17 protein-coding genes and 1 pseudogene are annotated in these 25,586 nt (G+C 69.7%); 6 read left to right on the top strand and 12 right to left on the bottom strand.

Going from position 1 to position 25,586, the window contains the following annotated elements:
- Positions 1-6 precede the first annotated feature (6 nt).
- A complete protein-coding gene (locus ABTX18_RS33350; RefSeq protein WP_352126551.1) occupies positions 7-513 on the top strand; it encodes a hypothetical protein in 507 nt (168 codons plus the stop codon).
- Positions 483-1,613 (top strand): annotated as a pseudogene (locus ABTX18_RS33345) (FG-GAP repeat domain-containing protein); the annotation flags it as partial. The gene ABTX18_RS33350 and the pseudogene ABTX18_RS33345, both read left to right, overlap by 31 nt.
- A gap of 23 nt (positions 1,614-1,636) precedes the next feature.
- On the opposite strand, the gene ABTX18_RS33340 reads toward ABTX18_RS33345, so the two are convergent.
- The 5 genes from ABTX18_RS33340 to ABTX18_RS33320 form a co-directional block, all read right to left on the bottom strand.
- The gene (locus tag ABTX18_RS33340) at positions 1,637-2,017 is read right to left on the bottom strand and encodes an FKBP-type peptidyl-prolyl cis-trans isomerase (protein WP_352126550.1); all 381 of its coding nucleotides are present in this window, start codon (positions 2,015-2,017) and stop codon (positions 1,637-1,639) included.
- 85 nt (positions 2,018-2,102) lie between these two features.
- Complete coding sequence (locus tag ABTX18_RS33335) at positions 2,103-3,134, bottom strand: LacI family DNA-binding transcriptional regulator (protein ID WP_352126549.1); 1,032 nt, start codon at positions 3,132-3,134, stop codon at positions 2,103-2,105.
- Positions 3,135-3,205: 71 nt separating this feature from the next.
- On the bottom strand, positions 3,206-4,039 hold the full coding sequence (locus ABTX18_RS33330) for an ATP-binding cassette domain-containing protein (RefSeq protein ID WP_352126548.1): 834 nt from the start codon (positions 4,037-4,039) through the stop codon (positions 3,206-3,208).
- Positions 4,036-5,031, bottom strand: a complete 996-nt coding sequence (locus tag ABTX18_RS33325; protein WP_352126547.1) for an ABC transporter permease — start codon at positions 5,029-5,031, stop codon at positions 4,036-4,038. The genes ABTX18_RS33330 and ABTX18_RS33325 overlap by 4 nt, the downstream gene beginning before the upstream one ends.
- A 127-nt stretch (positions 5,032-5,158) precedes the next feature.
- Positions 5,159-6,181: a sugar ABC transporter substrate-binding protein gene (locus tag ABTX18_RS33320; RefSeq protein WP_352126546.1), complete on the bottom strand. Its 1,023-nt coding sequence runs from the start codon at positions 6,179-6,181 to the stop codon at positions 5,159-5,161.
- A gap of 248 nt (positions 6,182-6,429) precedes the next feature.
- On the opposite strand from ABTX18_RS33320, the gene ABTX18_RS33315 reads away from it, so the two are divergent.
- Both ABTX18_RS33315 and ABTX18_RS33310 read left to right on the top strand, forming a co-directional pair.
- Entirely contained in the window at positions 6,430-7,437 is a 1,008-nt protein-coding gene (locus ABTX18_RS33315) for a carbohydrate kinase family protein (protein WP_352126545.1), read from the top strand.
- A gap of 179 nt (positions 7,438-7,616) precedes the next feature.
- Positions 7,617-10,172 (top strand): GH32 C-terminal domain-containing protein, encoded by a 2,556-nt coding sequence (locus ABTX18_RS33310; RefSeq protein WP_352126544.1) that lies wholly within the window; start codon positions 7,617-7,619, stop codon positions 10,170-10,172.
- 15 nt (positions 10,173-10,187) lie between these two features.
- Here ABTX18_RS33310 and ABTX18_RS33305 read toward each other — a convergent pair whose 3' ends face one another.
- The 6 genes from ABTX18_RS33305 to ABTX18_RS33280 all read right to left on the bottom strand — a co-directional run bounded on the left by ABTX18_RS33305 (position 10,188) and on the right by ABTX18_RS33280 (position 20,113).
- Positions 10,188-13,046, bottom strand: a complete 2,859-nt coding sequence (locus ABTX18_RS33305; protein ID WP_352126543.1) for an NHLP bacteriocin export ABC transporter permease/ATPase subunit — start codon at positions 13,044-13,046, stop codon at positions 10,188-10,190.
- Position 13,047: 1 nt separating this feature from the next.
- Positions 13,048-15,321 carry an NHLP family bacteriocin export ABC transporter peptidase/permease/ATPase subunit gene (locus ABTX18_RS33300; RefSeq protein ID WP_352126542.1) on the bottom strand — a complete coding sequence of 758 codons (2,274 nt, stop codon included), beginning with the start codon at positions 15,319-15,321 and terminating at the stop codon, positions 13,048-13,050.
- Positions 15,318-16,124 (bottom strand): HlyD family efflux transporter periplasmic adaptor subunit, encoded by an 807-nt coding sequence (locus ABTX18_RS33295; protein WP_352126541.1) that lies wholly within the window; start codon positions 16,122-16,124, stop codon positions 15,318-15,320. The genes ABTX18_RS33300 and ABTX18_RS33295 overlap by 4 nt, the downstream gene beginning before the upstream one ends.
- Before the next feature lie 84 nt (positions 16,125-16,208).
- Complete coding sequence (locus ABTX18_RS33290; RefSeq protein ID WP_352126540.1) at positions 16,209-16,436, bottom strand: type A2 lantipeptide; 228 nt, start codon at positions 16,434-16,436, stop codon at positions 16,209-16,211.
- Positions 16,437-17,051: 615 nt separating this feature from the next.
- Positions 17,052-18,422 carry a DEAD/DEAH box helicase gene (locus ABTX18_RS33285; RefSeq protein WP_352126539.1) on the bottom strand — a complete coding sequence of 457 codons (1,371 nt, stop codon included), beginning with the start codon at positions 18,420-18,422 and terminating at the stop codon, positions 17,052-17,054.
- A gap of 182 nt (positions 18,423-18,604) precedes the next feature.
- A complete protein-coding gene (locus ABTX18_RS33280; protein WP_352126538.1) occupies positions 18,605-20,113 on the bottom strand; it encodes a DUF4246 domain-containing protein in 1,509 nt (502 codons plus the stop codon).
- A gap of 230 nt (positions 20,114-20,343) precedes the next feature.
- Between ABTX18_RS33280 and ABTX18_RS33275 the strand changes: the two genes are divergently transcribed.
- On the top strand, positions 20,344-23,112 hold the full coding sequence (locus ABTX18_RS33275) for a GH59 galactosidase (protein ID WP_352126537.1): 2,769 nt from the start codon (positions 20,344-20,346) through the stop codon (positions 23,110-23,112).
- 50 nt (positions 23,113-23,162) lie between these two features.
- Here ABTX18_RS33275 and ABTX18_RS33270 read toward each other — a convergent pair whose 3' ends face one another.
- Positions 23,163-24,344: a substrate-binding domain-containing protein gene (locus ABTX18_RS33270; RefSeq protein WP_352126536.1), complete on the bottom strand. Its 1,182-nt coding sequence runs from the start codon at positions 24,342-24,344 to the stop codon at positions 23,163-23,165.
- 199 nt (positions 24,345-24,543) lie between these two features.
- On the opposite strand from ABTX18_RS33270, the gene ABTX18_RS33265 reads away from it, so the two are divergent.
- The gene (locus ABTX18_RS33265) at positions 24,544-25,563 is read left to right on the top strand and encodes a hydroxyacid dehydrogenase (protein ID WP_352126535.1); all 1,020 of its coding nucleotides are present in this window, start codon (positions 24,544-24,546) and stop codon (positions 25,561-25,563) included.
- Positions 25,564-25,586: the final 23 nt, after the last annotated feature.

Below are 25,586 nucleotides of genomic sequence, written 5' to 3'. Positions count from 1 at the left end.
AGCACGTTGCCGAGCGGACTGGGATCACTCCTGCTGAACGAGCTGACCCCGCTGACCCCGTCGCAGCGCCGGATCGTGGAGGCGATCGCCGTGCTCGGCGTTCACGCGGTACGGCGCGTGATCGGCGCGTCGTGCGACCGTCCCGATGCCGAACTCGACGACGACATCGACACCCTGGTCCGGCGCGACCTCGTGCGACCGGGAGCGGGCGGTCGGCCGGCACTGCGCCACCCGGTGCTCCGGACCCTGGTGCACGAGTCCACCGCCGCCCGGCGACGCGTCGAGATCCACCGCGCCGCTGCCGCCGAGCTGGCCCTTTCAGGCGCGGCGGCCGTCGAGCAGGCCCAGCACATCGAATGGTCCGTGACCGCCTTGGACCCGCACGCGGTCGCGGTACTGACACGAGCCGCCGAGGAGACCGCGTCGACGGCTCCGACGAGCTGTGCGCACTGGCTCCGGGCCGCACTGCGGCTCCTGCCGGCGAGATCTCCGACACGGAGCACTTCGACGTGATCGTCGTGCCCGGCTCCGAGCAGGGTCCGGATCACGGCCGCACGACCGTCCTCACCAAGGACGACCTCGGTGTGCCGGACGACATCCAGACGGGCGACGACCCGTGGCAGCCCACGATCGCCGACCTGGATGCGGACGGCCACGCCGATCTCGTCGTCAGCGGCGCCGCCCAGGTCCTGTGGGGAGGTCCCAAGGGCCCGCAGGCCGGCGGGCCCCACGGGCGTGTCCCGCTGCCGGGCAGCGGATACGACACCGCGCCGGTCGCCGGCGATTTCGACGGAGACGGCCACACCGACCTCGCGGTCTTCAGGTTCTCGAACGAGGATCAGGAACTGGTCCTCCTCCAGGGACCGTTCAAGCGCTCCGGCGCCCCCGCCAGGACCGTGGAGATCCCCAGCCCGGTCCATGAGGGCGCGTCACCCGTGCTGGTCGCCGGGGACGCGAACGACGACCGCGCCACCGATCTCGCGCTGTACGACTCCCCGTGGGACCCGCCCCTGCTGTTCACCGGCGGTCACCGTTCTGAGGCCGGACTGAGCAAGGAGCCCGAGCGGCTACCGGAGGGCGAGAACGTCGTCTTCGGCGACTTCGACGGCGACGGGCGGCAGGACGTCGCGCTCGGCCGGAGCTTCGTCGACAGCTACGACGAGGCCGACACGCCCCACCGGCACGGGCAGGTCAGAGTCCGCTACGGGAAGGAGCCGGGGAAATGGGTCACCATGGAGGGCGGCGGCTTCAAGGAGGGCTTCGGTACCGGGCTCGCCGCCGGGGACTTCAACGGCGACGGCTGCGACGACCTCGCCGTACAGCTCACCAGGAAGAAGGAGACCGGGGACGCCCGGATCGAGGTGCTGCGGGGCGGCTCCGCGCACGGGATCGGGTCGAAGCCCTGGCGCGCCACCAAGCGCTTCATGCCGGGTGACGAAGGCCCCGTGGACGGCACGCTCTTCGCGGTCCACGACTGGGACGGCGACGGCCGCGCGGAAATGGCCCTTGTCGGCGGGGGCAGATGGTGGATCACCGACGGCACGAACCGCGACGAGGCGTCCTTCCCGGTCGCCCGCCGCCAGGACCAGGGCCAGGATCAGACACACCCTTGAGCACAAGGGTCAGTGCGGGCCCCTCAAGCCGCAACCGTGAGCAGGTCCACGACGAAGATCAGCGTCGAGCCCGCCGGGATCAACGCGGAGGGTGACTGCTTGCCGTAACCGAGACGCGGGGGAACGATGATCTCGCGCCGGCCACCGGCTTTCATTCCCCTCACCCCCCGGTCCCAGCCCTTGATGACCTTGCCTCCGCCCACGGCGAACTTGAACGGCCGGCCCCGCTCCCAGGAAGAGTCGAACTCCCTTCCGGACGCGAACGTGACCCCTACGTAGTGGACTTGGACGACCCTGCCCGGCCGCGCCTCGGGTCCGTCCCCGATCACGAGGTCCCGGATCGTCAGCTCGGTGGGCGGGTCACCCTCCGGAACCTCGATTTTTGGCTTCGTCGGTTCGCTCATCACGGTCCCCTCGCTCGCCCATGGACCTTCCATGCGGCAGACGATCACGCTACCGGCCACGCCCGGCCGGTCGGCCCGCACCGCCTCAGTCCCCCTGCGCCTTCGCAGCGGTGAGTTCGCCCGATCCGCGGACGATCAGCCGGGTGGGAACGGTGAGGGTGCGGGCGCGGGAGCGGTCGCCGTCCAGGCGTGCCAGCGCGGTCTCCGCCGCCCTCCGGCCGATCTCCTCGGGGTCCTGGGCCACGACGGTCAGGGCGGGTTCCAGGGCCTCGGCGAGCGGTACGTCGTCGAAGGCGACCACGGCGACGTCCTTCCGCTTGATGCGGGCCAGTTCGGCGACCATCCCGAGGGCGACGATGTTGTTGCCGGCGAACAGGGCGGTGGGGGGACTCGCCGACTCCAGCAGGCGGGAAGTGCAGACGGCGGCCCCCTGCTGGTCGTGGGCGTTGATGACCAGGGAGCGGTCGTGAGGGAGGCCTGCCTCGGCCAGGGCCGAGCGGTATCCGGCCAGGCGTTCACGGCGGGTGTAGAGGTTGGTGGGGAGGTCGCCGACGAAGCCGATGCGGCGGTGGCCGTGGGCGATCAGGTGGGCGACACCCTCGTGCGCTCCGGCGCGGTTGGAACTGACGACGCTGTCCGTGGCCAGCCCGGCTCCCGGCCGGTCGACGAAGACGACGGGCAGTCCCGTGCTCCGGTGGGTGCGCAGGTGGGAGTGGTCGGAGCCGACGGACGGGATGACCATCAGGATGCTGACGCGACGGGCGAGGAACTTGTCGGTCAGTCCCCGTTCGCGTGTGGGTTCGTCCGCGGAGGCGCCCATGAGCAGGGTCAGGCCGCGGTCCCGTACGACGTCCTCGATGCCGCCCGCCACCGCTCCGAAGAAGGGGTTGCCGAGGTCGGGCACGACGAGCCCGATGGTCGTGTCCGGACCGCCGACACGGATGTTGCGAGCCATGAGGTTCGGCTGGAAGCCGAGCTTGGCCACGGCGGCCAGCACCTGTTCCCTGGTCCGGGCCGAGGCGGGGCCGTCCTCGTTGAGCACCCGGGAAACCGTCTTGGCGCTGACGCCTACTTCTCGGGCGACGTCGGCCAGGGTGGGGCGGCGGTTCGCTGCCATGGAGCGGGGATCTCCCTGTGCTCGTCGGTTCCGGCCGCGGCCTCGGCCGGAACCTGTGAGTGTCATCGGTGTCAGGTGGCCTGGACTCCCACCGCCTTTGCGGCCTCGGAATCCGCTACGACAGTACCTCCGGCCCCGTCCACGGTCAGCGCTCCGGTCATGATGGCGACGACCTCGGCCATGGAGTGATCGGACGGTTTGATCACGGCGGCGCGACGGCCCAGCCGGTGGACGTGGATCCGGTCGGCGATCTCGAAGACGTGGGGCATGTTGTGGCTGATCAGGACCACGGGCATGCCCTTGTCGCGGACCCGGCGGATCAGGTCGAGGACCTGCCCGGACTCCTTGACGCCGAGGGCGGCGGTCGGCTCGTCCATGACGACGACGCTGCGCGCCCAGGCGACCGAGCGTGCGACGGCCACGGCTTGCCGCTGACCGCCGGAGAGGGTTTCGACCGCCTGCGTGAGCGAGCGCAGCCCGATTTTGAGGTCGGCCATGTGCTCCGCGGCCTCCTGGCGCATGCGCTTCTTGTCCAGCATGCGGAAGGCGCTGCCGAGGATGCCGGGCCGGCGCAGTTCGCGTCCGAGGAACATGTTCGAGGCGATGTCCATCGAGGCGGCGACCGCCAGGTCCTGGTAGACGGTCTCGATGCCGTGGGCGCGCGCGCTCTGCGGTCCCGTGAAGTGGATGAGTTCGCCGTTGAGGCGTATCTCGCCCGCGTCCGGCGCCACCGCACCGGTGAGGGCCTTGATCAGGCTGGTCTTGCCGGCTCCGTTGTCGCCGATGACCGCGAGGACCTCGCCGGGCATCAGGTCGAAGTCGGCGCCGTCGATGGCGGTGACCTGCCCGTAGCGCTTGACCAGGCCGCGGGCCTGGAGAACGGGGGTGGGGGCGGTGGTGGTCATCGGGCCTTCCTCCGGGACATCTGGTCGACGGTCACCGCGAGGATCACAAGGATCCCGGTGATCAGGGTCTGGTAGATGGAGGCCACACCCATCAGTTGCAGGCCGTTGCGGAAGACGCCGACGATGAGGACACCGATGAAGGTGCCCAGGACCGAACCGCGTCCACCGAAGAGGCTGGTGCCGCCGAGGACCACGGCGGTGATGCTGTCGAGGTTCTCGGTCTGTCCCGCCTGCGGGTCGCCCACCCCCGTACGGGAGATGAGCAGCAGGGCCGCGAGGCCGTACAGCACACCGGCCACGGTGTAGATGCCGATGGTCAGGCGGGAGGTGCGGATGCCGTTGAGGCGGGCGGCTTCCTGGCTGTTGCCCAGAGCGTAGACGTGCCGGCCCCAACCGGTGCTGCCGAGGGCGTAGGCCAGGAGGAGGAAGAGGACGATGGTGACCAGCGAGCCGTAGGTGATGTCCGTGCGGCCGAGCGGGAAGGTCTCTCCGAGGGCGGTCAGCGGGCCGGGCAGGCTGGTGACCGTCTGCTCTTCGGAGTAGATGTGCGTCAGGGCGAACGCCACGTTGAGCATGCCGAGCGTCACGATGAACGGCGGCAGCGGGATCTTCTGTACCAGAAGCCCGTTGAGAAGCCCGAAGCCGCCGCAGACGGCCAGGCCCAACGTGACGGCCAGGAGCGGGGGCAGGGTGCCCTCGGCCGCCATCTTGGCGATCACGATGCTGCCGAACGCCATCACGGCGCCGCACGACAGGTCGATGCCGGCCGTGAGGATGATCAGGGTCTGGCCGATGGCGAGGGTGCCGACGACCATGACCTGCTGCACGATCAGCGAGAAGTTCCCGCCTGTGAGGAACTGGTCCGTCGACAGGGAGAAGAACGCACAGGCGAGGAGGAGAGCGGCCAGAGGGCCGGTGGTCGGCGCGGTGAGGAGTCTGCGGGCCGCGGTCGGCGTTTTGAGCTCGGCGTACGGCGCGGTGGTGGCTGTCATACGAAGTCCTTGTCGGAAAAGCGGTGGTCCTCGAGGGAGGACGGAGGGGGTGACCGTTCCTGAGCGGGGCGGGGCCGGTCACCCGGCCAACGGGTTTCGGACGGCGGCTGCCCGGAGGGCGGGCGGCTCAGCCCCAGCAGTTGTCCAGGCCGTAGGCGGTGTCCTTCGACGTGACCCCCGCCTGTGCCTGGTCGGTGACCAGGCTGACGCCGGTGTCGGTGTAACCCGTCGCCTTCTTGCCGCCCTCGGCGTACTTCACGACGGCCCCGACGCCTTCGGCGGCCATCTTCAGCGGATACTGCTGGGAGGTCGCCGCGATCTTGCCGTCCTTGACCGCCTGCGTGCCCGTGCAGCCGCCGTCGACGGAGACGATCAGGACGTCCTTCTCCCTGCCCTTGGCCTTCAGCGCGGTGTACGCGCCCAGCGCGGCCGGTTCGTTGATGGTGTAGACGACGTTGATGCCGGGCGCCTTCTGCAGGCAGTTCTCCATCGCCGTCTGGCCCTTGGCCTGGTCGCCTCCGGTGTCCTGGGAGCAGACGATCGAGGGGTCCTTCTCGCCGATACCGAAGCCCTTGAGGAAGCCGTTGTGCCGCTGGACGCCGACGGCGACGCCCGGTGCCAGGTCGAGGGTGGCTATCTTGGCCTCCTTGCCCTTTGTCGAGGCCTTGGCGTAGGCGCCGATCATCTCCCCGGCCCTGAGGTTGTCGGTGGCGAAGAGGGCATCGACCGCGCTCTCGGGGTCGGTGGGGGAGTCCAGGGCGATGACCAGAATCCCCTTGGCGCGTGCCTTGGCGAGGGCGGGCACGATCGCCTTGGAGTCGCTGGGGGTGATCAGGATGCCCTTCACTCCCGAGGCGATCATGTTCTCGATCGCGGTGACCTGACCGGCGTTGTCCCCGTCGAACTTGCCGGCGGAGCTGATCAGTTGGGCACCACTCTCCTTGGCGGCCTTCTCCGCACCCTCCTTCATCTTCACGAAGAAGGGGTTGGTGTCCGTCTTCGTGATCAGGCCGACCTTGACGCCGTCCGAGCCGTTGCCCGCGGTATCCGAGCCCGAGCCGGAACCACAGGCCGTCAGGGTGAGAGCCGCGATACCCGTGCATGCGGCGGCTCTGATCAGGGACGGGGTCAGACGAATGGTGCGAGGCATGAACGACTCCTGCGGGATCGCGTGCGGCTCGGGCCGGCATCGAAGCATGCCGTCCGGGTGTCATCGTTGACTTATGTCATCGTTGACACTGCTTGCCGAGGATGATGGACTCCGTCTGCCGGGCACGTCAATGCCTCACCGCTGTTACAAATCGGCAACGTCCTCGGTAGTCGCCCGCCCGCAGCCCGCAGACGTCCGCGCCGCGACGTGCTCGGCCGGTTCGTCCGTCCGTCAGAGAAGAGCAGCCCATGAGTCCGCGTCAGATCACCGTCCTGGGCGAATGCGTCGCGGACGCGTTCACCCGGCCCGCAAGCGCTCCGCACGAGCTCGACCTGCATGTACTGCCCGGTGGTGGCCCGGCGAACACGGCCGTGGCTCTGGCTCGCCTTGGTACTCCGTCCCGCTTCCTCGCGCGCCTGTCCGGGGACGTGTTCGGCCGGCTGTTCCGGGACCGCCTGGAGGCTTCAGGGGTGGACCTGTCGGACGCGGTCGTGGCGTCGGAACCGAGCACCTTGGCAGTGGCGGAGCTGGACGCCCAGGGGCAGGCCGCGTACGCGTTCCACGCGCACAGCACGGCCGACTGGCAGTGGTCGGGCGCCGAGCTGGCAGGCGTGGACCTGTCCTCCACCGCTTGCCTGCACACGGGTTCGCTCGCGTTGGTCCAGCAGCCCGGGGCGGCGGTGGTGGAGGAGTTCCTGGCAGCGGCCGCGTCCCGGACGACCATCAGCATCGATCCCAATGTCCGGCCACTGCTGGTGCAGCCCGCGACCTATCGCGAGAGACTGCGGCACTGGTGCCGGCTCGCGGACATACTGCGGCTGAGCGAGGACGACGTCAGGCTCCTTCTGCCGGAAACGCCCCTGGACCAGGCGTGCGACTTCTGGCACGCGGCGGGCGCACGGCTCATCGTGGTCACGCGTGGCGCCGAGGGCGCGCTCGTCTCGCTGGACGGCGAGCGGGTGCACGTGCCGGGTGTGACGGCGCGGGTCGTCGACACGGTCGGAGCGGGTGACTCCTTCACGGCGGGTCTGCTGCACCACCTGGGTGCGCGCGGGCTCCTCGGGGGGCGGCTGACCGGTCTCGGTCTGGGCGAGGTGGCGGAAGCCTGCTTGTTCGCCGCCCAGGTCGCGGCCCTGACCTGCTCGGTCGCCGGACCGAACCCCCCTTGGCGGAGCCAGCTGCCGGCGTTCCCCTCGACTGGCCATCACCTGACGGGCAGTCCGGTCGGTCCGGAGAAAACGCTGCCCAGCCGTTGACGCGTAGGCCGGAGTGCGCCCATCATCGGCACCACCCGGTGTCATCGCTGACATAAGTCAACGATGACATTCATGTGGCCGACGCGATGCCACAGCGTCGGCCGGGCCTCCCTTTCCGTTCCGTACGCAGCCGGGACGCACCCGCCTGCGGAAACGGCCGCAGCCCAGGAGACACCACCATGACCTCCGTATCCCGGCATGCCCGCACACGGATGATCGCCGCGACGGCGACCGTGTGCGCCCTGTCCGCAGCCCTGTTGGCACCTCAGGCCATCGCCTCCGGCACTCGGCCGTACAGCGAGACCTACCGGCCCCAGTTCCATTACACGCCGCAGAAGAACTGGATGAACGACCCCAACGGCCTCGTTTACTACAAGGGTGAATATCACCTTTTCTACCAATACAATCCCAACGGCAACTCCTGGGGCGACATGTCCTGGGGGCACGCGGTGAGCGCCGACCTCGTGCACTGGAAGGATCTGCCGCTCGCCCTGTCCCACGACGACAAGGAGATGGTCTTCTCCGGCAGCGCGGTCATCGACTGGAACAACACCACCGGATTCGGCACGAAGAAGAACCCGCCCATGGTGGCGATCTACACAAGCGCCGACAAAAGCACCGGCAGGCAGTCCCAGTCGCTCGCCTACAGCAACGACCGCGGCCGTACGTTCACCAAGTACGACGGCAACCCCGTCATCGACATCGGCTCCAAGGAGTTCCGCGACCCCAAGGTCCAGTGGTACGCGCCGACCAGAAGCTGGCTGATGACGGTGTCGCTCTCCACCGAGCACAAGGTGCGGTTCTACTCTTCGAAGAACCTCAAGGACTGGGATCAGCTCAGCGAGTTCGGGCCGGCCGGGGCGACCGGCGGGGTGTGGGAGTGCCCCGACCTGTTCCCCCTGGCGGTCGACGGGAACAAGAAGAACATCAAGTGGGTCCTGGTCGTCAACATCAACCCCGGGGGGATCGCGGGCGGTTCGGGCGCCCAGTACTTCATCGGCGATTTCGACGGCACGAAGTTCACCGCCGACGACAAGGGTTCCTACACGCCGCCCGCCGGCACTGTCATGCAGGACTTCGAGCAGCCGGACTTCGGCGCCTGGACGACGACCGGCACCGCCTTCGGCCAGGGGCCGGCCGCCGGTGCGCTGACCGGCCAGGGACCCGTCAGCGGCTTCGAGGGCAAGGGCCTCGCCAACAGTTTCCACGCCGGTGACGGCGGCACCGGAACCCTCTCCTCCCCGGCTTTCACCGTCGACAGCCCGTACCTCAACTTCAAGGTCGCCGGCGGACGTCACCCCCACCAGCCCGGCACCGTGCAGGAACGAGGACCCGCGCCCGAGGGGACGACCCTCGCCGACTTCGAAGGCGGCACCTACGGCGACTGGACGGTTACCGGCGATGCCTTCGCAGCCGCACCGGCCACGGGCAGTCATGCAGGCCAGCAGGAGGTCAGCGGCTTCCTCGGCAGTGGCCTGGCCAACTCGTTCCTGAACGGCGACTCCACGACCGGCAGCCTCGCCTCGCCGGAATTCACCATCGACAAGGACTACGTCGACTTCCTCATCGGCGGCGGCAGCCATCCCGCAAGCCAGGCCGATCCCACCGCCGTGGAGCTCCTCGTCGACGGCAAGGTGGTGCGCAGCGCCACCGGGCACGATGGCGAGGCACTCAACTGGGACTCCTGGGACGTCCGCGAACTCCGCGGCAAGAAGGCGCAGATCAGGATCGTCGACGGCAACACGGGCGGCTGGGGTCACATCAACGTCGACCACATCGTGCTCTCCGACACGCGCGCCCAGCCCCTCTCCCGTGAGACGGCCGTCAACCTGGTCGTCGACGGCAAGGTCGTCGGCAGCGCCACCGGCTCCGACAGCGAGACGCTGGACTGGGCCTCCATCGACATGCGCCCGTACGCCGGCAAGGAGGCGCGGATCCAGATCGTCGACATGAACACCGGCGGCTGGGGCCAGATCATGGCCGACCGGTTCACCGCGGCCGCGACACCCGCCAAGTCCGCCGTCCAGCGGGCCGACTGGGCAGACTTCGGCAAGGACTACTACGCGGCCGTGTCCTGGGAGAACGCACCGGGCGGCAAGCGGCACATGATCGGCTGGATGAACAACTGGGAGTACGGCGGCTCCATTCCCACGTCCCCCTGGCGCAGCGCGCAGAGCATCCCCCGCCAGATGGCCCTGCGCACCGTGGACGGCCGGATCAAGCTGACCAGCGAGCCGGTGAGCGGCCTGGCCTCCCTGCGAGAGGGCCGCCCGGTGGCATCGGCCGGCGCCACGGTGACCAGCACATCACGGCCCCTGGGACGCGGCGCGGCCCAGGGCAAGGCGCTCGACATCGAGGCGGCCTTCTCCCTCGAGGACGCCGACCGGTTCGGCATCAAGGTGCGCACCGGCGCAGGCGGAGAGGAGACCGTCATCGGCTACGACACCACGACACAGGAGTTGTACGTCGACCGGACCCGGTCCGGGGCCGTGGACTTCAGCGACACCTTCCCCGGCGTCCAGCGGGCGCCGCTGCGGGCCGAGAACGGCAAGGTGAAGATACGGATCCTGGTCGACTGGTCATCCGTCGAGGTCTTCGGCGGCAACGGCGAAGCGGTGATCACCGACCAGATCTTCCCCGCTCCCGCCAGCCAGGGAGTGGAGGTCTTCGCCGAGAACGGCTCGGTGAAGCTGGACGAGGCGCGCGTCTGGCACCTCGGTTCCTCCCGGAGGTGACGTGCCCCCGCCTCGTCAGTTCATCTGACGCCGCACCAGTTCATGGAGCCGCCCGTCCCGGTCCGCGAGGAGTTCGGCGGGCGGCCCCTCCTGGACGATCCGGCCCTCCGCCATGACGATCACGCGGTCGGCGTCCATGACCGTGGACAGCCGGTGCGCGATGACGACCCGGGTGGCGCGCAGGGACCTGGTGCTCTCGATCACCGTGCGCTGGGTCTCGTTGTCCAGGGCGCTGGTGGCCTCGTCGAAGAACAGGATGCGGGGACGCCGTACGAGCGCCTGGGCGATCATCAGCCGCTGGCGCTGGCCGCCGGAGATCGTGCCGCCGCCGGAGATCATCGTGTGCAGCCCCATCGGCATGCGCTTGATGTCCTCGGCCAGCCCCGCCATCGCGGCGGCCTCCCACGCCTCCTCCTGGGTGAAGACCTCGGCGCCGCAGATGCAGTCCAGGATCGATCCGGACAGCGGCTGGGCGTTCTGCAGGACGACCCCGCACTGACGGCGTACGGCGGCCTGGTCGAGCGCCGTCAGGTCCTGGCCGTCGTACAGCACACTGCCCGAGACCGGCTTGTCGAAGCCGATGAGAAGCCTCAGCAGGGTCGACTTGCCGCATCCGCTCGGGCCGACGACCGCGACGAACTCGCCCGGGCGCACGGTCAGCGACACATCGTCGAGGACGAGGGGACCGTCGTCGGAGTAGCGGAAGGACACACCCCTGGCCTCGATCCCGCCGGACAGTTCGCCCGGCTGGGCGCTGGCGCCGCGTACCTCGGGTGCCTCGTCGAGTACCGGCTTGATCTGCTCGAACATCGGCAGCACCGCGGCTGCGGACACGAACGCCCCGGTGAGCTGGGTGACGGCGGTCAGCAGCATCGTCACGGACGTGTTGAAGGTCAGGAACTCGGCGGCCGTAAGGGAGCCCCGTGCCGGGCCCGCCAGCAGGACGAAGATCACCAGCGAACACAGCGGGAGATGGACCGCGTTGAGGACCGTCGTCAGATTCCTGATCCGGCCCGCCCGCTTCTGCAGCTCGCGGCTGCGGGCGAACTCCGCCGCCCACGCCCCGTACGCGAAGCTCTCCGCCGCCGCGACCCGCAGCTTGGGCAGCCCCCGCAGCGTCTGGAACGCCTGATTGTTGAGCTTGTTGCCCAGCACGACCAGTCGGCGCTGCCACCGCAGCTCCCACATCCCCATGGTGAGGAACACCCCTGCGATGACCACCAGCATCGCGACGGCGGTGAGTGCCAGCGGCACGCTGAACCAGAGCAGCAGGCCGAGATTCATCGCCCCGAGCGTGCCCGCCTGCACCACGACCGGACCGGTGCCGGACAGCACCCGGCGGATGGCGCTCACCCCCATCGCCGCGCTCGCCAGTTCTCCCGTGGAGCGCTCGGTGAAGAACTTCACCGGCAGCCGCAGGAGCCGGTCCCAGACCGCGGGCTGGAGTGTGCTCTCGATCCGTCCCTCCATCCGCAGGATCGTGAGGTTCTGCAGCAGCATGAAGGCCGCCGAGACCACCCCGGAGATGATGACGGCCAGTGACACCTGCACGATGAGGGTGTTCTGGGCGGTGGGCACATACACGCCGAGCACCCTGCCGGTCGCGATCGGCACCAGGGCCCCCAGCGCCACGGTCACCAGCCCAGCCAGGACCAGTCTCCGCAGGTCGCCCCGGGTGCCGAACAGCCCGAACCGCAGCAGCTGCCGCTTGCTCAACGGCTGCTCCGGCAACGGCCGGTAGAACATCACGGCTCGTTCGTCGAAGTCCTGCGCCGAGGAGCTGTCGACACGGCTGCGCCGCCCCGTCAGCGGGTTGACCGCCTCGTAGCGGCCACGCCGCCGGAGCAGGGCGACCGGCGCTCCGGACGCGGCCCGACGGCCCACCAACGGCCCGTAGTCCTCCCGCCACCAGCGCCCGTCCAGCCGCACCGCCCGGGTGCGGACGCGCGAGGCGACCGCGACCCGCTCCACCGGGTCGGTCCGGTCGCTCACCGCCCCGCCCGTCGCGGGCTCGCCCAGGACGATCCCGGAGTCGCGGGCCACCAGCCGGCAGGCCGCGTACACCGCGTCGTCCGAGGCCCCGGCCGCGGGCGAGGAGCCCCTCCGGGACCGGCCGATCGAGGTGAGCAGCGCCTGGTCGGCCTCCTTGCGGACGGCCTCGCCCGCCTTCATGCCCGCCGCGGTCCGGTCCTCGTGGGCGCGCTCCAGCTGTTCGATCCAGCGGTCCAGCGCCGACAGCAGGCGGTACTGCTGATTGACCATCCCCTGCCACATCGCCGCGTCGACGAGCAGGTCGCCCGCCGCCTCGGCGCTGAAAGCGGCGCCGTACTGCACACTCCCGGGCGACACCGGCAGCCACAGGACGTCGTCGTCGCCCACCGACTCGTCGACGGTGGTCCGCCCGTCCAGCGGGGCCTCGAACAGGACGCGTTGGCTCCGGCCCACGCCGAGCGAGAAGGCGTGCTCCAGCAGGCTCAGCGTGGTGTCCCCGGTGTCGTAACTACTGCTGTACTGCCCCTCGTACGTCCCCTGGTCGGCATCCTGCGGCCGGTACAGCTCACGCAGCGCGATCCGGCGCAGCACGCACTCCTGGAGCGGCCGCCCCACCAGGGTGTGCCGCGGGCCGTCGACCGGACCCAGGACGAGGGTTCCCGGTTCGAGCCGCCCCAGGAAGTGCCAGTGCCCCTGCTCCACGGCGTCCACGGCGAACAGATCGAGGGCCCCGCCCACGACGAGCCACAGCACGTGCGGCCCTTCCAGCGGCAGACTCCGCAGCCCGGCGCAGTCGACCGGTTCACCGAGAGCACCCAGCGCGCCGATGACCGGGTCCTGCCCGGGAGCCTCCGTGCCGGCGAGCGGATGTACGAAGGCCATGTCAGTGCTCCCTGACCAGATCGGAGTACGGGCCACCGGCGGCCACCAGGCTCTCGTGCCGGCCGCGCTCCACGACCGTCCCGTGGTCCAGGACCACGATCTCGTCGCTGTCGCGCACGGTGCTCAGCCGGTGCGCGATCACGACACAGGCGCAGCCGCGCCGCCGTAGGTTGTCGATGATGACCCGCTCCGTCTCGGCGTCCAGCGCGCTGGTGACCTCGTCCAGGACCAGGACGCTGGGGCGGCGCACGAGTGCCCGGGCGATCTCCAGTCGCTGGCGCTGCCCGCCGGAGAAGTTCCGGCCGTCCTGCTCCACCCGGCCGTGGATGCCGCGGGGGCGGCGGGCGACGACGTCGTACAGCGCGGCGTCCCGCAGCGCGTCGCTCACGGCCTCGTCCGGGACCGAGGGGTCCCACAGCGCCACGTTGTCCCGGACGGTCCCCTCGAAGAGGAAGACGTCCTGGTCGACGAAGGACACGGACGCGGCGAGCGCTCCCCGGGGTATGTCCTCCAGGCGCTGCCCGTCGATGCGGATGGTGCCCTCCCACGGGCTGTAGAGACCCGAGATGAGCCGCGAGACCGTCGACTTGCCGCTGCCCGAACCGCCGACGAGCGCCACCTGCTGCCCGGGCCCCACCGACAGCGAGAAACCGGTGAGCAGCGGCTTGTCGAGCGGGCTGTAGCCGAAGGTGATGTCCTCCAGCGTCACATGGCCCTTGAGGCGGCGGGTGCTCGCGGCCGGCTCCCGGCGCGAGTACAGGGGGTCGACCGGGAAGTTCTCCACGTCCTTGAGCCGGGCCACGTCGGCCGCGAAGTCCTGGACCCGGCCAGCCACCCCGTTGAGCCGGGTGACGGGCGCGGTGAAGCGGGTCACCAGCGCCTGGAAGGCTACGAGCAGGCCGATCGAGAGATGCCCCTCGACGGCCCGCAGCCCGCCGATCCACAGGATCAGCGCGCTGTTGAGCGTCGCGAGGGCGGGGGCGACGATGCCCAGCCAGGCGCTCGGCACCCCGAGGCGCTGCTGCTCCTCCAGCGTCGTCGCGTGCTGCCCGGCCCATCGGCGGAAGTACCCGTTCTCCCCTCCCGTGGCCTTCATCGTCTCGATCAACTGCAGGCCGGTGTACGAGGTGTTGGTGAGCCGGGCGCTGTCGGCCCGCAGCTTCTGCGTGCCCACGGCCCGCATCCGTACGACGATGCGCATCGCGACCACGTTGAGCAGCGCGATCCCCACCCCGATGACGGTCAGCTGCGGATCGTAGGTCCACAGCAGGAGCGCGTAGAGGAGGACGACGATGCCGTCCACGCCCGCCGCGGTGAGATCCCGGGCGAGGGTCTCGGCCACGGCGTCGTTCGACTGGAGGCGCTGGACGAGATCGGCGGGGCTGCGCTGCGAGAAGAAGGTGACGGGCAGCCGGAGCAGGTGCCGGAAGAAGCGCGCGCTGCCGAGGGTGGACGCGATGACCCGTCCATGCAGCAGATTCGCCTGTTGCAGCCACGTCAGCACGGCGGTGAGGGCGACCATGGTGCCCATCGCGGTGAACAGCACACCCAGCAGCGAGGACTGTTCACCGATCATGAACAGGTCGATATACGTACGGCTCAGAGCCGGGAGCGTCGCTCCGGCCGCCACCAGCAGCAGGCTGGCGAGCAGGGCGACCAGCATCGTGGCCGTCGTGCCCCGCAGCCGGGCGGGAAGCGCGGCCATCACACCGGGCTTCCGCCCGCCCCGCTCGAAGTCCTCGCCGGGTTCGAGGACGAGGACGACCCCGGTGAAACTGGTGTCGAAATCCTCGGTGGGCACGAACCGGCGCCCCTTGTCGGGGTCGTTGATCCGCACGCCCCGTCGGCCGAGCCGGCGTGCCGGGCCCTCGTAGACGACGTAGTGGTTGAACTCCCAGAACAGGATCGCGGGCGCCCGGACCTCCGCGAGGGCCCCGGCCTCCATCTGCATTCCTTTGGCCCGGAGGCCGTAACTCCGGGCGGCCTTGAGCACGTTGCTGGCGCGCGAGCCGTCACGGGAGACGCCGCAGGCGATGCGCAGCTCCTCCAGCGGCACATGGCGGCCGTGGTGGCCGAGCACCATCGCCAGCGAGGCCGCGCCGCACTCCAGCGCCTCCATCTGGAGCACGGTGGGCGTGTGCACGGTCTTGGTCCGCCCGGGCTTCGGCGCCGGGCGTGACCGCCGCCTGCTGCCCAGAGGCGCCCCCGGGCGGTGCCTGCCGCGGCCGGGCGGCGGCAGTCGCCGGTCGGTGGGGGACGGGTGCGGTGCGGTCACGGGAGCAGCCAATCGATCGGGTGCCGGCCGGCGAGACGGACGGAGCCGGTGGCCAGGGTCATGGAGCCGATCGCGTACGGGGGGCCGTCGGCCGAGGACCACCGGTAGCCGGACTTCGTGGCGGCCGCGCGCTCGATCCTCACCAGGACGGCCAACGGCCTGCCGTGGCGGGAGAACTGCTCGCCGAGCTGGGCGTCGCCGAGGAAGCGGGTGATCTGCTGCTGTGTCTGCGCTGCCCGGCCGACCGCGGCCACCTTGCCGCGCAGCACCCCGTACTGCTGGGCGGGCACCGACTGGACGGTGAGGTCGACCCAGGCGCCCACCGGGACCGACGCGGCACTGCTGCCGGACACGTAGAGGAGGGCGACCAGCGGGTCGTCGGCGCCGTCGATCCGTTCGACGCTCGCCACGTCCGCGCCGGTGGCGACCACGGCGCCGACCGTGGCGGTCACCGAGGTGAGCCGGCCCGCGTCGATCGTGCGGACGACGCGTTCGCCCTGCTGCGTACGGACCTTGAGCAGTGGGTGGTTCCGGGGCAGGGTCTCGCCCTCGTCGGCGAGCACCTCGGTGATCTGGCCGGCGACCGGGCTCTGCAGGAGGTAACTGCCGCGTGCGTGCGTGAGGATGCCGGGGGCGTCGAGGGTACTGGCGACGGAGCCCGTCACGGCCCAGAAGCAGGCGGCGGCCATCACGGCGACGGTGACACACAGGACGAGCACGCCCTGCGGGCGGGCGAAACGCACCGGAAGATCGAGCTGTTCGGGCGACTGCAGCTTGGAAAGGGCCTGTTGGCGGAACTGCACGGAACTCTTCCCTCACCTGTCAGCGGTCGGCGCCGAGCCCCGGAACCGCAGGGGTTCCGGGGCTCGGCGGGGTACTGCCGTGTCTCAGAGACCGGCGGTGAGGCCGGCGGCCAGGCCGGTGACCGCGCCCGTGTTCACGCCGGTCGTGCCCTCGACGAGACCGGTGACCGAGCCGACGAGGCCGGCGACCGGGACGATGCCCTCAACGGTGCCCGTGACGTTGCCGACGAGACCGCCGACGAGGCCGCCCGAGACGTTGTCGAGGTCGCTGTCGGAGAGCTCGGCGGTCTCGACCTGGGGGGTGTAGTTCATGATGAGCGCCCTTCATATGGAAATTGCTTCTCTACGGGAGTCCGTCGTGCGGTCCCCGTATGGGCCAGGATCAAAGCACGCCTGTGCGTCGCGCAGCCAATCGAACTGCGGCGGATTCGTGTTTATCGACGTGCGGGAATCGAAACACGTGCAGAGGCGTCCATCGCGTCGGAGCAAATCCTTCATGAGCTTCACAGGATGAATTCGGCGCCCTCGCAACTTCACGCCTCGCGTGGGGCGCCTGCGCCCTATTCGTCCCGTGCGCCTGCCTTGACCTGGTGTCCTGCGAATGGAACGGTGACTGATCTGCGCACGCGGTGTGCAGGGTTCCGTGGTCCGCCTGTCTCCGTAATTCCGGGGCGGCCGACGAGGCGTGCTGTTCGGGAGGTGCGCAGGAGTTCCGTATGGCGACGGCGTGAAAGTGAGCCGGGCTCGCTCGCTCTTGTGCGTCATCTGCGAATGGATGGCGCGTTTATGGAGTGTTTTTCGTGGGCCGTGTGCGCGGCGTCGCTTTGTCCGGCGGATATGTGGAGAAGCTGCGTGCGCATCAACGGCGGTCGCATCACGCCGGGCCGGAGCCGCGCCGAGGCGGCTCCGGGAAGAGGTGCGGCCGGTTCAGCGGCCCTTGCGTACCCGCGCTGCCGCGCGCGCTTCGGCCGTCCTGCGGGCATCGGCTGTTCTGCGGGATTCCTTGGGGCGGCCCGGACGGGTGCCCATGCCACGGAAGGGGGCGTTGCCGCTGCCCTTCTCTTCGACGGGCGGCCGCTTGGCCCCGGTGATGGCGGTCAGCTTCTCCTCGCCGGAGCGCACCTGGGTGACGGTCGGCCGGACCCGGGCCGCGGCCATGATCTGGTTCAGGTCCCGCCGCTGGTTCGGAGTGGCCAGCGTGACCACGCTCCCGGATTCTCCGGCGCGAGCCGTACGCCCGCCACGGTGCAGGTAGTCCTTCGCGTCGGCCGGCGGGTCGACGTTGACGACGAGGTCCAGCGCATCGATGTGAATGCCTCGCGCCGCGACATTGGTGGCCACCAACACGGTGATCTCGCCGTTCTTGAACTGCGCGAGTGTGTGAGCGCGCTGCGGCTGCGACTTCCCGCTGTGCAGGGCGCCGGCCCGTACGCCGCTGGCCCGCAGGTGCCGGGTGAACTGGTCCACGCCGGCCTTGGTGTCCAGGAACATCAGGACCCGCCCGTCCCGGGCTGCGATCTCCGTCGCGGTCGCGTACTTGTCGGCCGGGTGGACGTTCAGTACGTGGTGTTCCATCGTGGCGACCGAGGCCGCCGCGTGGTCGACCGAGGCGACTACCGGGTCGTGCAGATACTTCCGCACCAACAGGTCCACATTGCGGTCCAGCGTGGCCGAGAACAGCAGCCGCTGTCCGTCGGGGCGGACCTGGTCCAGGACTTCCGAGACCTGCGGCAGGAATCCCAGGTCGCACATCTGGTCCGCCTCGTCCAGCACGGTGATCCGCACCTGCTGCAGATCGCAGTAGTGACGCGATACGAGGTCGGCGAGCCGTCCCGGCGTCGCGACGACCACTTCTGCGCCGGCCCGCAGCGCCGCCGCCTGCCGGTTGATCGCCAGCCCGCCGACCACCGTGGCCAGCCGCAGGTTCAGCGCCTGCGCGTACGGGGCCAGCGCATCGCTCACCTGCTGCGCGAGCTCCCTGGTCGGCACCAGGACCAGGGCGACCGGCCGCTTCGACTCCGCTCGCACGCCTGCCGTCCGCGCCAGCAGCGCAAGCCCGAAGGCAAGCGTCTTGCCGGAGCCGGTCCGCGCCCGCCCGAGGACATCGCGACCGGCGAGCGCGCTGGGCAGGGTCGCCGCCTGGATCGGGAAGGGTTCCGTCACTCCCAGGTCCGCCATCGTCGCGGTCAGCTCCGGCGGAAGCCCGAGTCCGTCGAAGGGCACGCCCGGCGGCAGGCCAGGGGCTGCCGTGAGCGGTGTGGTCGGTTCGCCCTTCGGGGCCGGCGGCTTCGCGTTCATGGGGCAACCCTTCTCGGTCCGGCGCCCGGAACGCGCCGGGGCCCGTACCCCTCGGTACGGGCCCCAGCGTTTCTCAAGCGTGCCCCCAGTTTACCAGTGGAGGCGCGGCGCCCCCGGTCCCGTCGGCGCGCTCGCCGGCGCCGCCCCGGCGAGGGGTACTCGCGCGGTCGTCGGCGTGGAGCTCAGTGCTCGCAGAGGGAGAACTCTCGCTCGAAGAGCTGCTCGTTGTGCTCATTGACGAAGAACTTGCGTTCCCGCATGAGTTCTTCGCGGTAGTGCCCGGCCTGTTCGAGCGTCATGGTCGAGGTGTCGGACCACGGCTGCTGCGGGGGCACATCGGACGTCGAGACGATCACTTCCGACGGGTCGACCAGGAAGAACGCGAGTATTTTGCGATGTCCCGGCAGAGTGGGGTCCGTGAGGCGGAAGGAGCCCACGCGGTGCTGCAGGACGTTCGGGAACGCCAGGCAGCGGCCCGCCGGGGTCGATGCCGATCCCAGTGTCTGGTTCAGCGCGTCCTCGTCCTCCAGGCCGTAGACCTCACGCAGGCCGTCGTCGTCGTTCTGCTCGTAGTTCGGGTCGTCGAGTGCCGCCCGGAAGCTCAGCCGGCTTTCCGTGATGTTCTCGCTGTCCCAGTAGTAGATGCCGGTCGATACGATCCGCTCGTTCAGCATCCCCTCGACATGCCAGGAACCGCCGGAATACTCGGGCTTGTCCGGGGTGAGATGAATGGTGGCGAGCTTGACGATGACCTGGAGACGGCGGCCGCGCAGGCCGACTCGGGCGGATTCATCGGGCAATGCGGGCGGGGCGAAGGCCGGGGCGTCCGGAATGACCGGGTGGCGGTTTTCGAACCAGCCGTCCAGAGCCTCCTCCCATGCGCGGAGGGCTTCTTTGTAGGCCCCCTCATCACCGTAGGAGGCCCGGTCCGGATACTCGGGCTCCGAGTCGTACCAGGAATAAGGATCCGCTTCGATCCGCAGGGGCCGCGGATGACGCAGATCGGTGAGTACGTTCTCGAACAGGGGGAGAAAGCGTGCGAACAGGTCCGGAAGGACGGATGCCAGCTCGTGATGAGTCTCGGGGTGGACGTTATTGACGTACGAACGGAAGACGGCATCGCCGTCGGAACTGACGTCGACATCCGTGGGCAGCCACTGGAACTTCTCCGAGAATTCGTACTTCGAGTATCGGTCCGTCGGATTCTGCCAAGCCCGCTCGGGCGCCCCGCTCACCTCTCTCACCAGACAGAACAGTGAGGGATGTACGAGATCCACCACCTGGCCGTCGGATCCGGGATGCCAGTCCCGTTCTGCTTCGGGGACCTGCTCCAGAACCCGGACCGCCTCGCGCAGCCGGGATCCGAGCTTGTCGTCGACCAGTGTGTCGGACTGCCACACCCCGTCGACGGCGGACATCTCGATTCCGGTCCGTCCGTCCCGCAGCGTCGCGTAATGAGCGAGCTCGGCAAGCACATAACGAACCTGCGCTTCGGTGAGCTCTTGGCCGATCGCTTCTTGCGTCCACCTGGCGACGATGTCGGCATCGTGCATCTTGTCGAACCACCCGGGCTTCGCCCGGATGGTGGCGCTGCACTGCATCATCTGAATTTCCCGCAGCGTTCGGGGCGTGGCGAACGATATGGAGCGGGAGGTCTGAAAGGGCAGCGGGAAGGGGGACAGGTCAGTCAACTCTTCTGGTCCTCCGCGTCGGTGTGCGATGGCGGGAACGATACGTCAGCGGACTGACACCGAGCCGGGGTCCCTGCCGTCGCAGCGCCGTCGACACCTGCCCCGATGTTCGAGTGCGAATGAGTGTGGTCGTGTGCGGGTGATCCGTAGAGGGGGCGAACGGCTTCGTTGTGTCATGTTCCCGCGCCCGAGTCGGGACGAGGCAGACGAGGCAAAGGAAGCGGTGCCGGATGCGTACACACAGGACGCGCACGCAGATCAGGACGCGTGGACAAAGAAGGCTGCGGTGGGCGTCGCTCGCGGCCGCCGCAGTCGTGACCCTGGGGGCGGGGCTCGTCGCCGCGCCTTCCACGCACGCGGCGGACGACCCCGTCGACGTCGTGGTCGACGGTGACGACGTGCGCGCCGGCAACGTGAACGGCCTGACGTACAAGGGCCTCGGCGTGCTCAGCTGCAACAGCACGAGCAATCTGCTGATGGACTACAAGGCCGAGCACCCCGAGCGGTACTGGCAGCTCATCCGTGTGCTGTTCGGCGGTGGGAATCCCCTCGTCAACCACGTCAAGGTCGAGATGGGGTCGGACACGAACACCTCGACCGGCGCCGACCCCGCGACCATGCGCACCCGGGACGAGCTCGCGGACGCCTCCCGTTCCCCGGGCTTCCAGCTGGCCGCCGACGCCAAGACGGTCAACCCGCGGCTCAAGGTCTCGATCCTGCGCTGGGAAATGCCCCAGTGGGTCCAGCAGGAATGGAACAAGGGCACCGGCACCGACGAGATGTACCGCTGGTACAAGGAGACTATTCTCGACGTCCACGAGAAGTACGGGTACATGATCGATTATGTCGACCCGGACAAGAACGAGACGCGCTCGCCGGACATCTCATTCATCAAGTGGTACAAGAACGCGGTCGTGAACGACACCGAGTTCGCAGACGGACGCTACGGGATTCCGGCCGGCGAGCGGGAGGCCGTGGCCAAGGCCTACCACCGCATCAAGATCGTCGCTTCCGACGAGAACAACACGCTCAACATGGGCCCGGCGATGCTCAGTGACGCCGAACTCTTCGGGATCGTCGACGCGGCGGGCTACCACTACACCACGGAGGACCGGCGCGAGGGCGCCGCGGACAGCCCCACCTATCTGCCGTACACGAAGCTGGCCACCGGCGACAACGCATACGGGGAGGACAAGGAGGTCTGGTACAGCGAGGGGACGGCCTCGTTCGGCTACACCGACTACCGTGTCAACAACAACGAAGGCCGAAACGGCGCCGGCACCGGAATCGGCGGTGTGCAGAGCGCTCTCGACGTCGCCAATCGCATCGTCAAGAGTTACGCGAATTCCAAGCGCACCCACTACATCTTCCAGCCGGCGATCGGTTCCTTCTACGAGGGCGCCCAGTACAGCCACAAGGAACTGGTCGGCGCACGCGATCCGTGGTCGGGATACCTTCATTACGACGCTGCGCTGTACGTGATGCAGCACTTCACCGGGTTCGCGAAGACGGGCTGGGAGAACGACACGAACACGGCGGGCATCTGGCGCACGGTTCCGGAAGCCAGTTACAGCGGCGTGAGCGGAACCGAGAATCTCGACGGTTCGAATGGCGCCCCCAGCTATATGACGCTCGCCGATCCCGGGAAGAAGGACTTCTCGACCGTCGTCGTCAACGACAGCGACCAGCCGAAGACGTACCGGATCAAGGCCGAGGACCTGCGGCTCGGCAGCGACCCCACGATGGAGGTGTGGGAGACCCGGGCGGCCGACGCCGGGCAGCGCTACGACGCCGACTTCAAGCACCTGGCCGACGAGATCCGGCCGGATGCCGAGGGCGCGTACACGTACACCGTGAAGCCGCGGTCCGTCACCACCCTGACCACCCTGGACAAGAGCGCGGACGCGTCCACGAAGCAGCGCCTGCCCAAGTCCGGGGAGCGCGCCGTCCTCGACAGTGACGAGAGCGGCAAGCGCGGCGACACCCATGACACGTACCTGTACGCGGACGACTTCGCGTACGACGAAGAGGGAAGGGTCAAGGTCGGCAGGACGCTCCAGCCGTACCTCGCCTCGCGCGGCAACCAGCCCCGCTACATGGTCGACCAGACCGGGGCATGGGAGGTGGGCGGCGACGGAGTGCTGTACCAGTACATGGACCGGTCGATGAAGGACACCGCCGCCTGGAACAAGAACACGCCCAACACCACGGTGGGTGACTTCCGGTGGGAGAACTACAAGGCGTCCGTCGACGTCTCCTTCCCCGATCCGGACGGCGGTCTCGCGGCCCTGGGCGTGCGCCAGCAGAAGGGCATGGCGATCAGCGACGCGGCCTACAACCTGCGCATCGGCCCCGACGGTGCCTGGACGTTCTACCAGTACGGCACGGTCCGCGCGCAGGGCAGGGCCGCGGCGGCCGACGGTTACCGCCTCGCCGTCGAGGCGAAGGGGGCGAAGGTGACCGCCTTCGTCGACGGTGAGGCGGTCGCCACCTACGACGACCCGACCCCGCAGACCGAGGGCCGGGTCAAGCTCGGGAGCGGCTTCCAGCGGACGGGCTTCGACAATCTGAAGGTCGAGAGGGTCGACGGTTACACGCCTTACGCGGACGCGCAGTTGGACAACATGGACAGTGCGGTCACGTACGAGGGCACCTGGGCCCGGAAGGCCTCGTACGGCGACGCGATGGACTGGTACCGCTCGACGTCGACGAGCGCGACGCCCGGCGCGTCCTTCACCGTCCCTTTCCGAGGCACGGGGATCGACGTCATCGGCGGCAACGACGGCAGCGCCGTCCTCGACGTCTACGTCGACGGCGCACTCGTCGCCGGGAACGCGAGGACCGAGGCCACCGACAAGCGCCTGGCCACGTACGCGCTGCGCGGTCTGCCGGACGGCAAGCACCGGGTGAGGTTCGTCCTGAAGTCGGGGACGCTCGTCCTTGACGCCCTCAACACCTTCTCCGCCTCTTCCGAGCGGCACGGCAAGGCCGGCCAGTAGGCGGCTCGGCACAGGGCGAGCGGTCCCGGCGGAGGTGTGGCCGGGGCCGCTCAGGCAGGTTCGCGGCGCCGCGTCGCGGGCGCGGGGTACGGCGCCGACGGCAGGGACGAGGCGCGGATCATCAACTCCGGCAGAATGAGCGCTCGCTGGGCCGGGCGGCGACTGCCTTCGAGCAGACGCGCCAGCATCATCTCGACGGCCGTGCGGCCCACGAGCGCCTTGGGCGGCCGTACCGCCGTGATCGCCGGATCGGCGAGATGGGCGACCTCGTCGTCGTAACTGACGATGGCCAGGTCGTCGGGGACGCGGATGCCCTGCTCCGTCAGGTACTGGACCACCGAGAGCGCGTCGGGGTCGCTGTGCACGATGAGCGCGGTGATACGGGAGCGGCGGCAGCCCTCCACGATGTCGCCGATGATCCGGCGGTGTCCCGGGACGTCGAGGGCCACGCTCTCGCGTATGAGGAAGTCGTCGGGCAGCCCGAGTTCCGAGCAGGCGCGGTGCCACCCCACGGCGAGGTGCGCCGAGGTGGGGCTGCCCTTGGACAGCACGAGCCCCATATGGCGGTGGCCCAGCGTGTGCAGATGCCGGACCGCCATCTCCAGGCCGGTCGCGTGATCGCTGCGCACCCATTCGAGCTGGTGCGGCGTCGGGGTCCAGGCGGGTGTGTCGCGCTCCACGAAGACCACGGGCACCGGCAGCCTGCCGATCCAGTCGATCATCTCGTGCATGCCGGGGCCCTCCAGGTTCGGCGCGAGGAGCAACCCCTGCACCTGCCCGGATTCGGTCAGCCGGACGATCTGTCGGCGGTCCTCCGCCTGGTCGTAGCTGGAGCCCCGCAGCTGGACGTTGACGCCGTGCGCCGCCGCGGCGTTGCGGACGCCACTGACGATGTGCGGCCAGTAGAAGTCCAGCGAGGGGACCACCATCCCGATCGTGAACGCGGGCATCGTGAGCCGCCTGCGGCGCACCGGCTCCTGCTCCAAGGGAGAGGGCAGCGTGGCCCCGCCGTGCACCCGGGTCAGCAGGCCGCGCTCGGCCAGCGCCGCGATATCGCGCCGGATCGTCAGCTCGCTGACCGAGAGGTCGTGTGCGAGATCGCGTACGCGAACAGCGCCGTGCAGCCGGAGCCGGTCCATCAGTCGTTCGCGGCGTTGCAGTGCGAACAGCTGGTCGCCCCTCGCGGAACAATCCGCGGGCCCGTCGGGCCCGGTGAGCCGTGTCGACGTCATGGCGCATCCCCTCCCGTCCGGTCCTGAGCCCGGGCGATGTTCGAATCTGTTCGTTTCGCTTCGTCTGTGGTCGAGCTCTGGTGGGTCTGTGTGGCTGACCACTATCTCTGACTCAGCGTCTTCTGGCTGGAACTCGCCGGAAACACGGATGGCACCTGCTGTTTGAGCGGGCGCCCGGAGGCAGAGGAGCCCGCACCGCATGCAGACCAAGGCCCGCGCCCTGCTCGTGATGAGCAGGCCCAGCTTCGAGGCGCACTTCGACCAGGACCGGCTGCGCCGCCTCGCCGGCCTCGTGACGCTGGACGAGCCCTGCTGGACGGACGACCTCGACAGCGCACGGTCGCGCGAACGCCTGGCCCGCACCGAAGTGCTGCTCACGTCGTGGGGCGCACCCGCTCTCACACCGCAGCGGCTCGCCGCGGCACCCCGTCTGCGGGCCGTGCTGCACGGGGCGGGCAGCGTGCGGGACCTGATCGGGCAGGAGGTGTGGCGGCGCGGGATCCGGGTGACCAGCGCCGCCGAGGCCAACGCCGTACCCGTGGCGGAGTACACCCTCGCCGCGATCATCTTCGCAGGGAAGAAGGCCCCGTTCCTCGCCGCCGACGAGCAGCGGGCCTACGGGGGCTGGGGCTCGGTCACCGGGTACGGCGACCTGTCCAACTTCCGGCGGACCGTCGGCATCGTCGGCTTCTCGCGGATCGGCCGGCAGGTCGTCGAGCTGCTCCAGGTGCTGCGCGGCACCACCTGCCTGGTGGCCGACCCGTACGCCGACCCGGACGAGGTGGCGCGGGCCGGCGCCACGCTCGTACCGCTGGAGGAGATGCTGCCGCAGGTCCACGTGCTGTCCGTGCACGCCCCCGAGCTGCCCGAGACCCACCACCTCATCGGCGCCGCGCAGCTGGCCATGCTCCCCGACTTCGCGACCGTCATCAACACCGCGCGCGGCTCGCTCGTCGACCCCGACGCACTGGCCGCCGAGTGCGCCGCCCGCCGGCTCTTCGCGATCCTCGACGTCACCGATCCCGAACCGCTGCCCGCCGACTCGCCGCTGCGCCGCCTCGCCCGCGTGATGATCACGCCGCACATCGCCGGGTCGCTGGGCACCGAGACCGGCCGGCTGACCGACCACGTCCTCGACGAACTCGCCCGCTGGACCGCGGGCAAGCCGCTGCGGGCCGAGATCACCGCGGAGAGCTGGGCCCTGGGCCTGAGCGCCTGACCCGACCCGCCCGCCCCACCGTC

It is taken from the genome of Streptomyces sp. NPDC096323, assembly GCF_040302845.1.
Lineage (GTDB): Bacteria > Actinomycetota > Actinomycetes > Streptomycetales > Streptomycetaceae > Streptomyces.
Note: the sequence above shows the minus strand (reverse complement) of the source record. Positions and strands in the feature narration are given on the sequence as shown.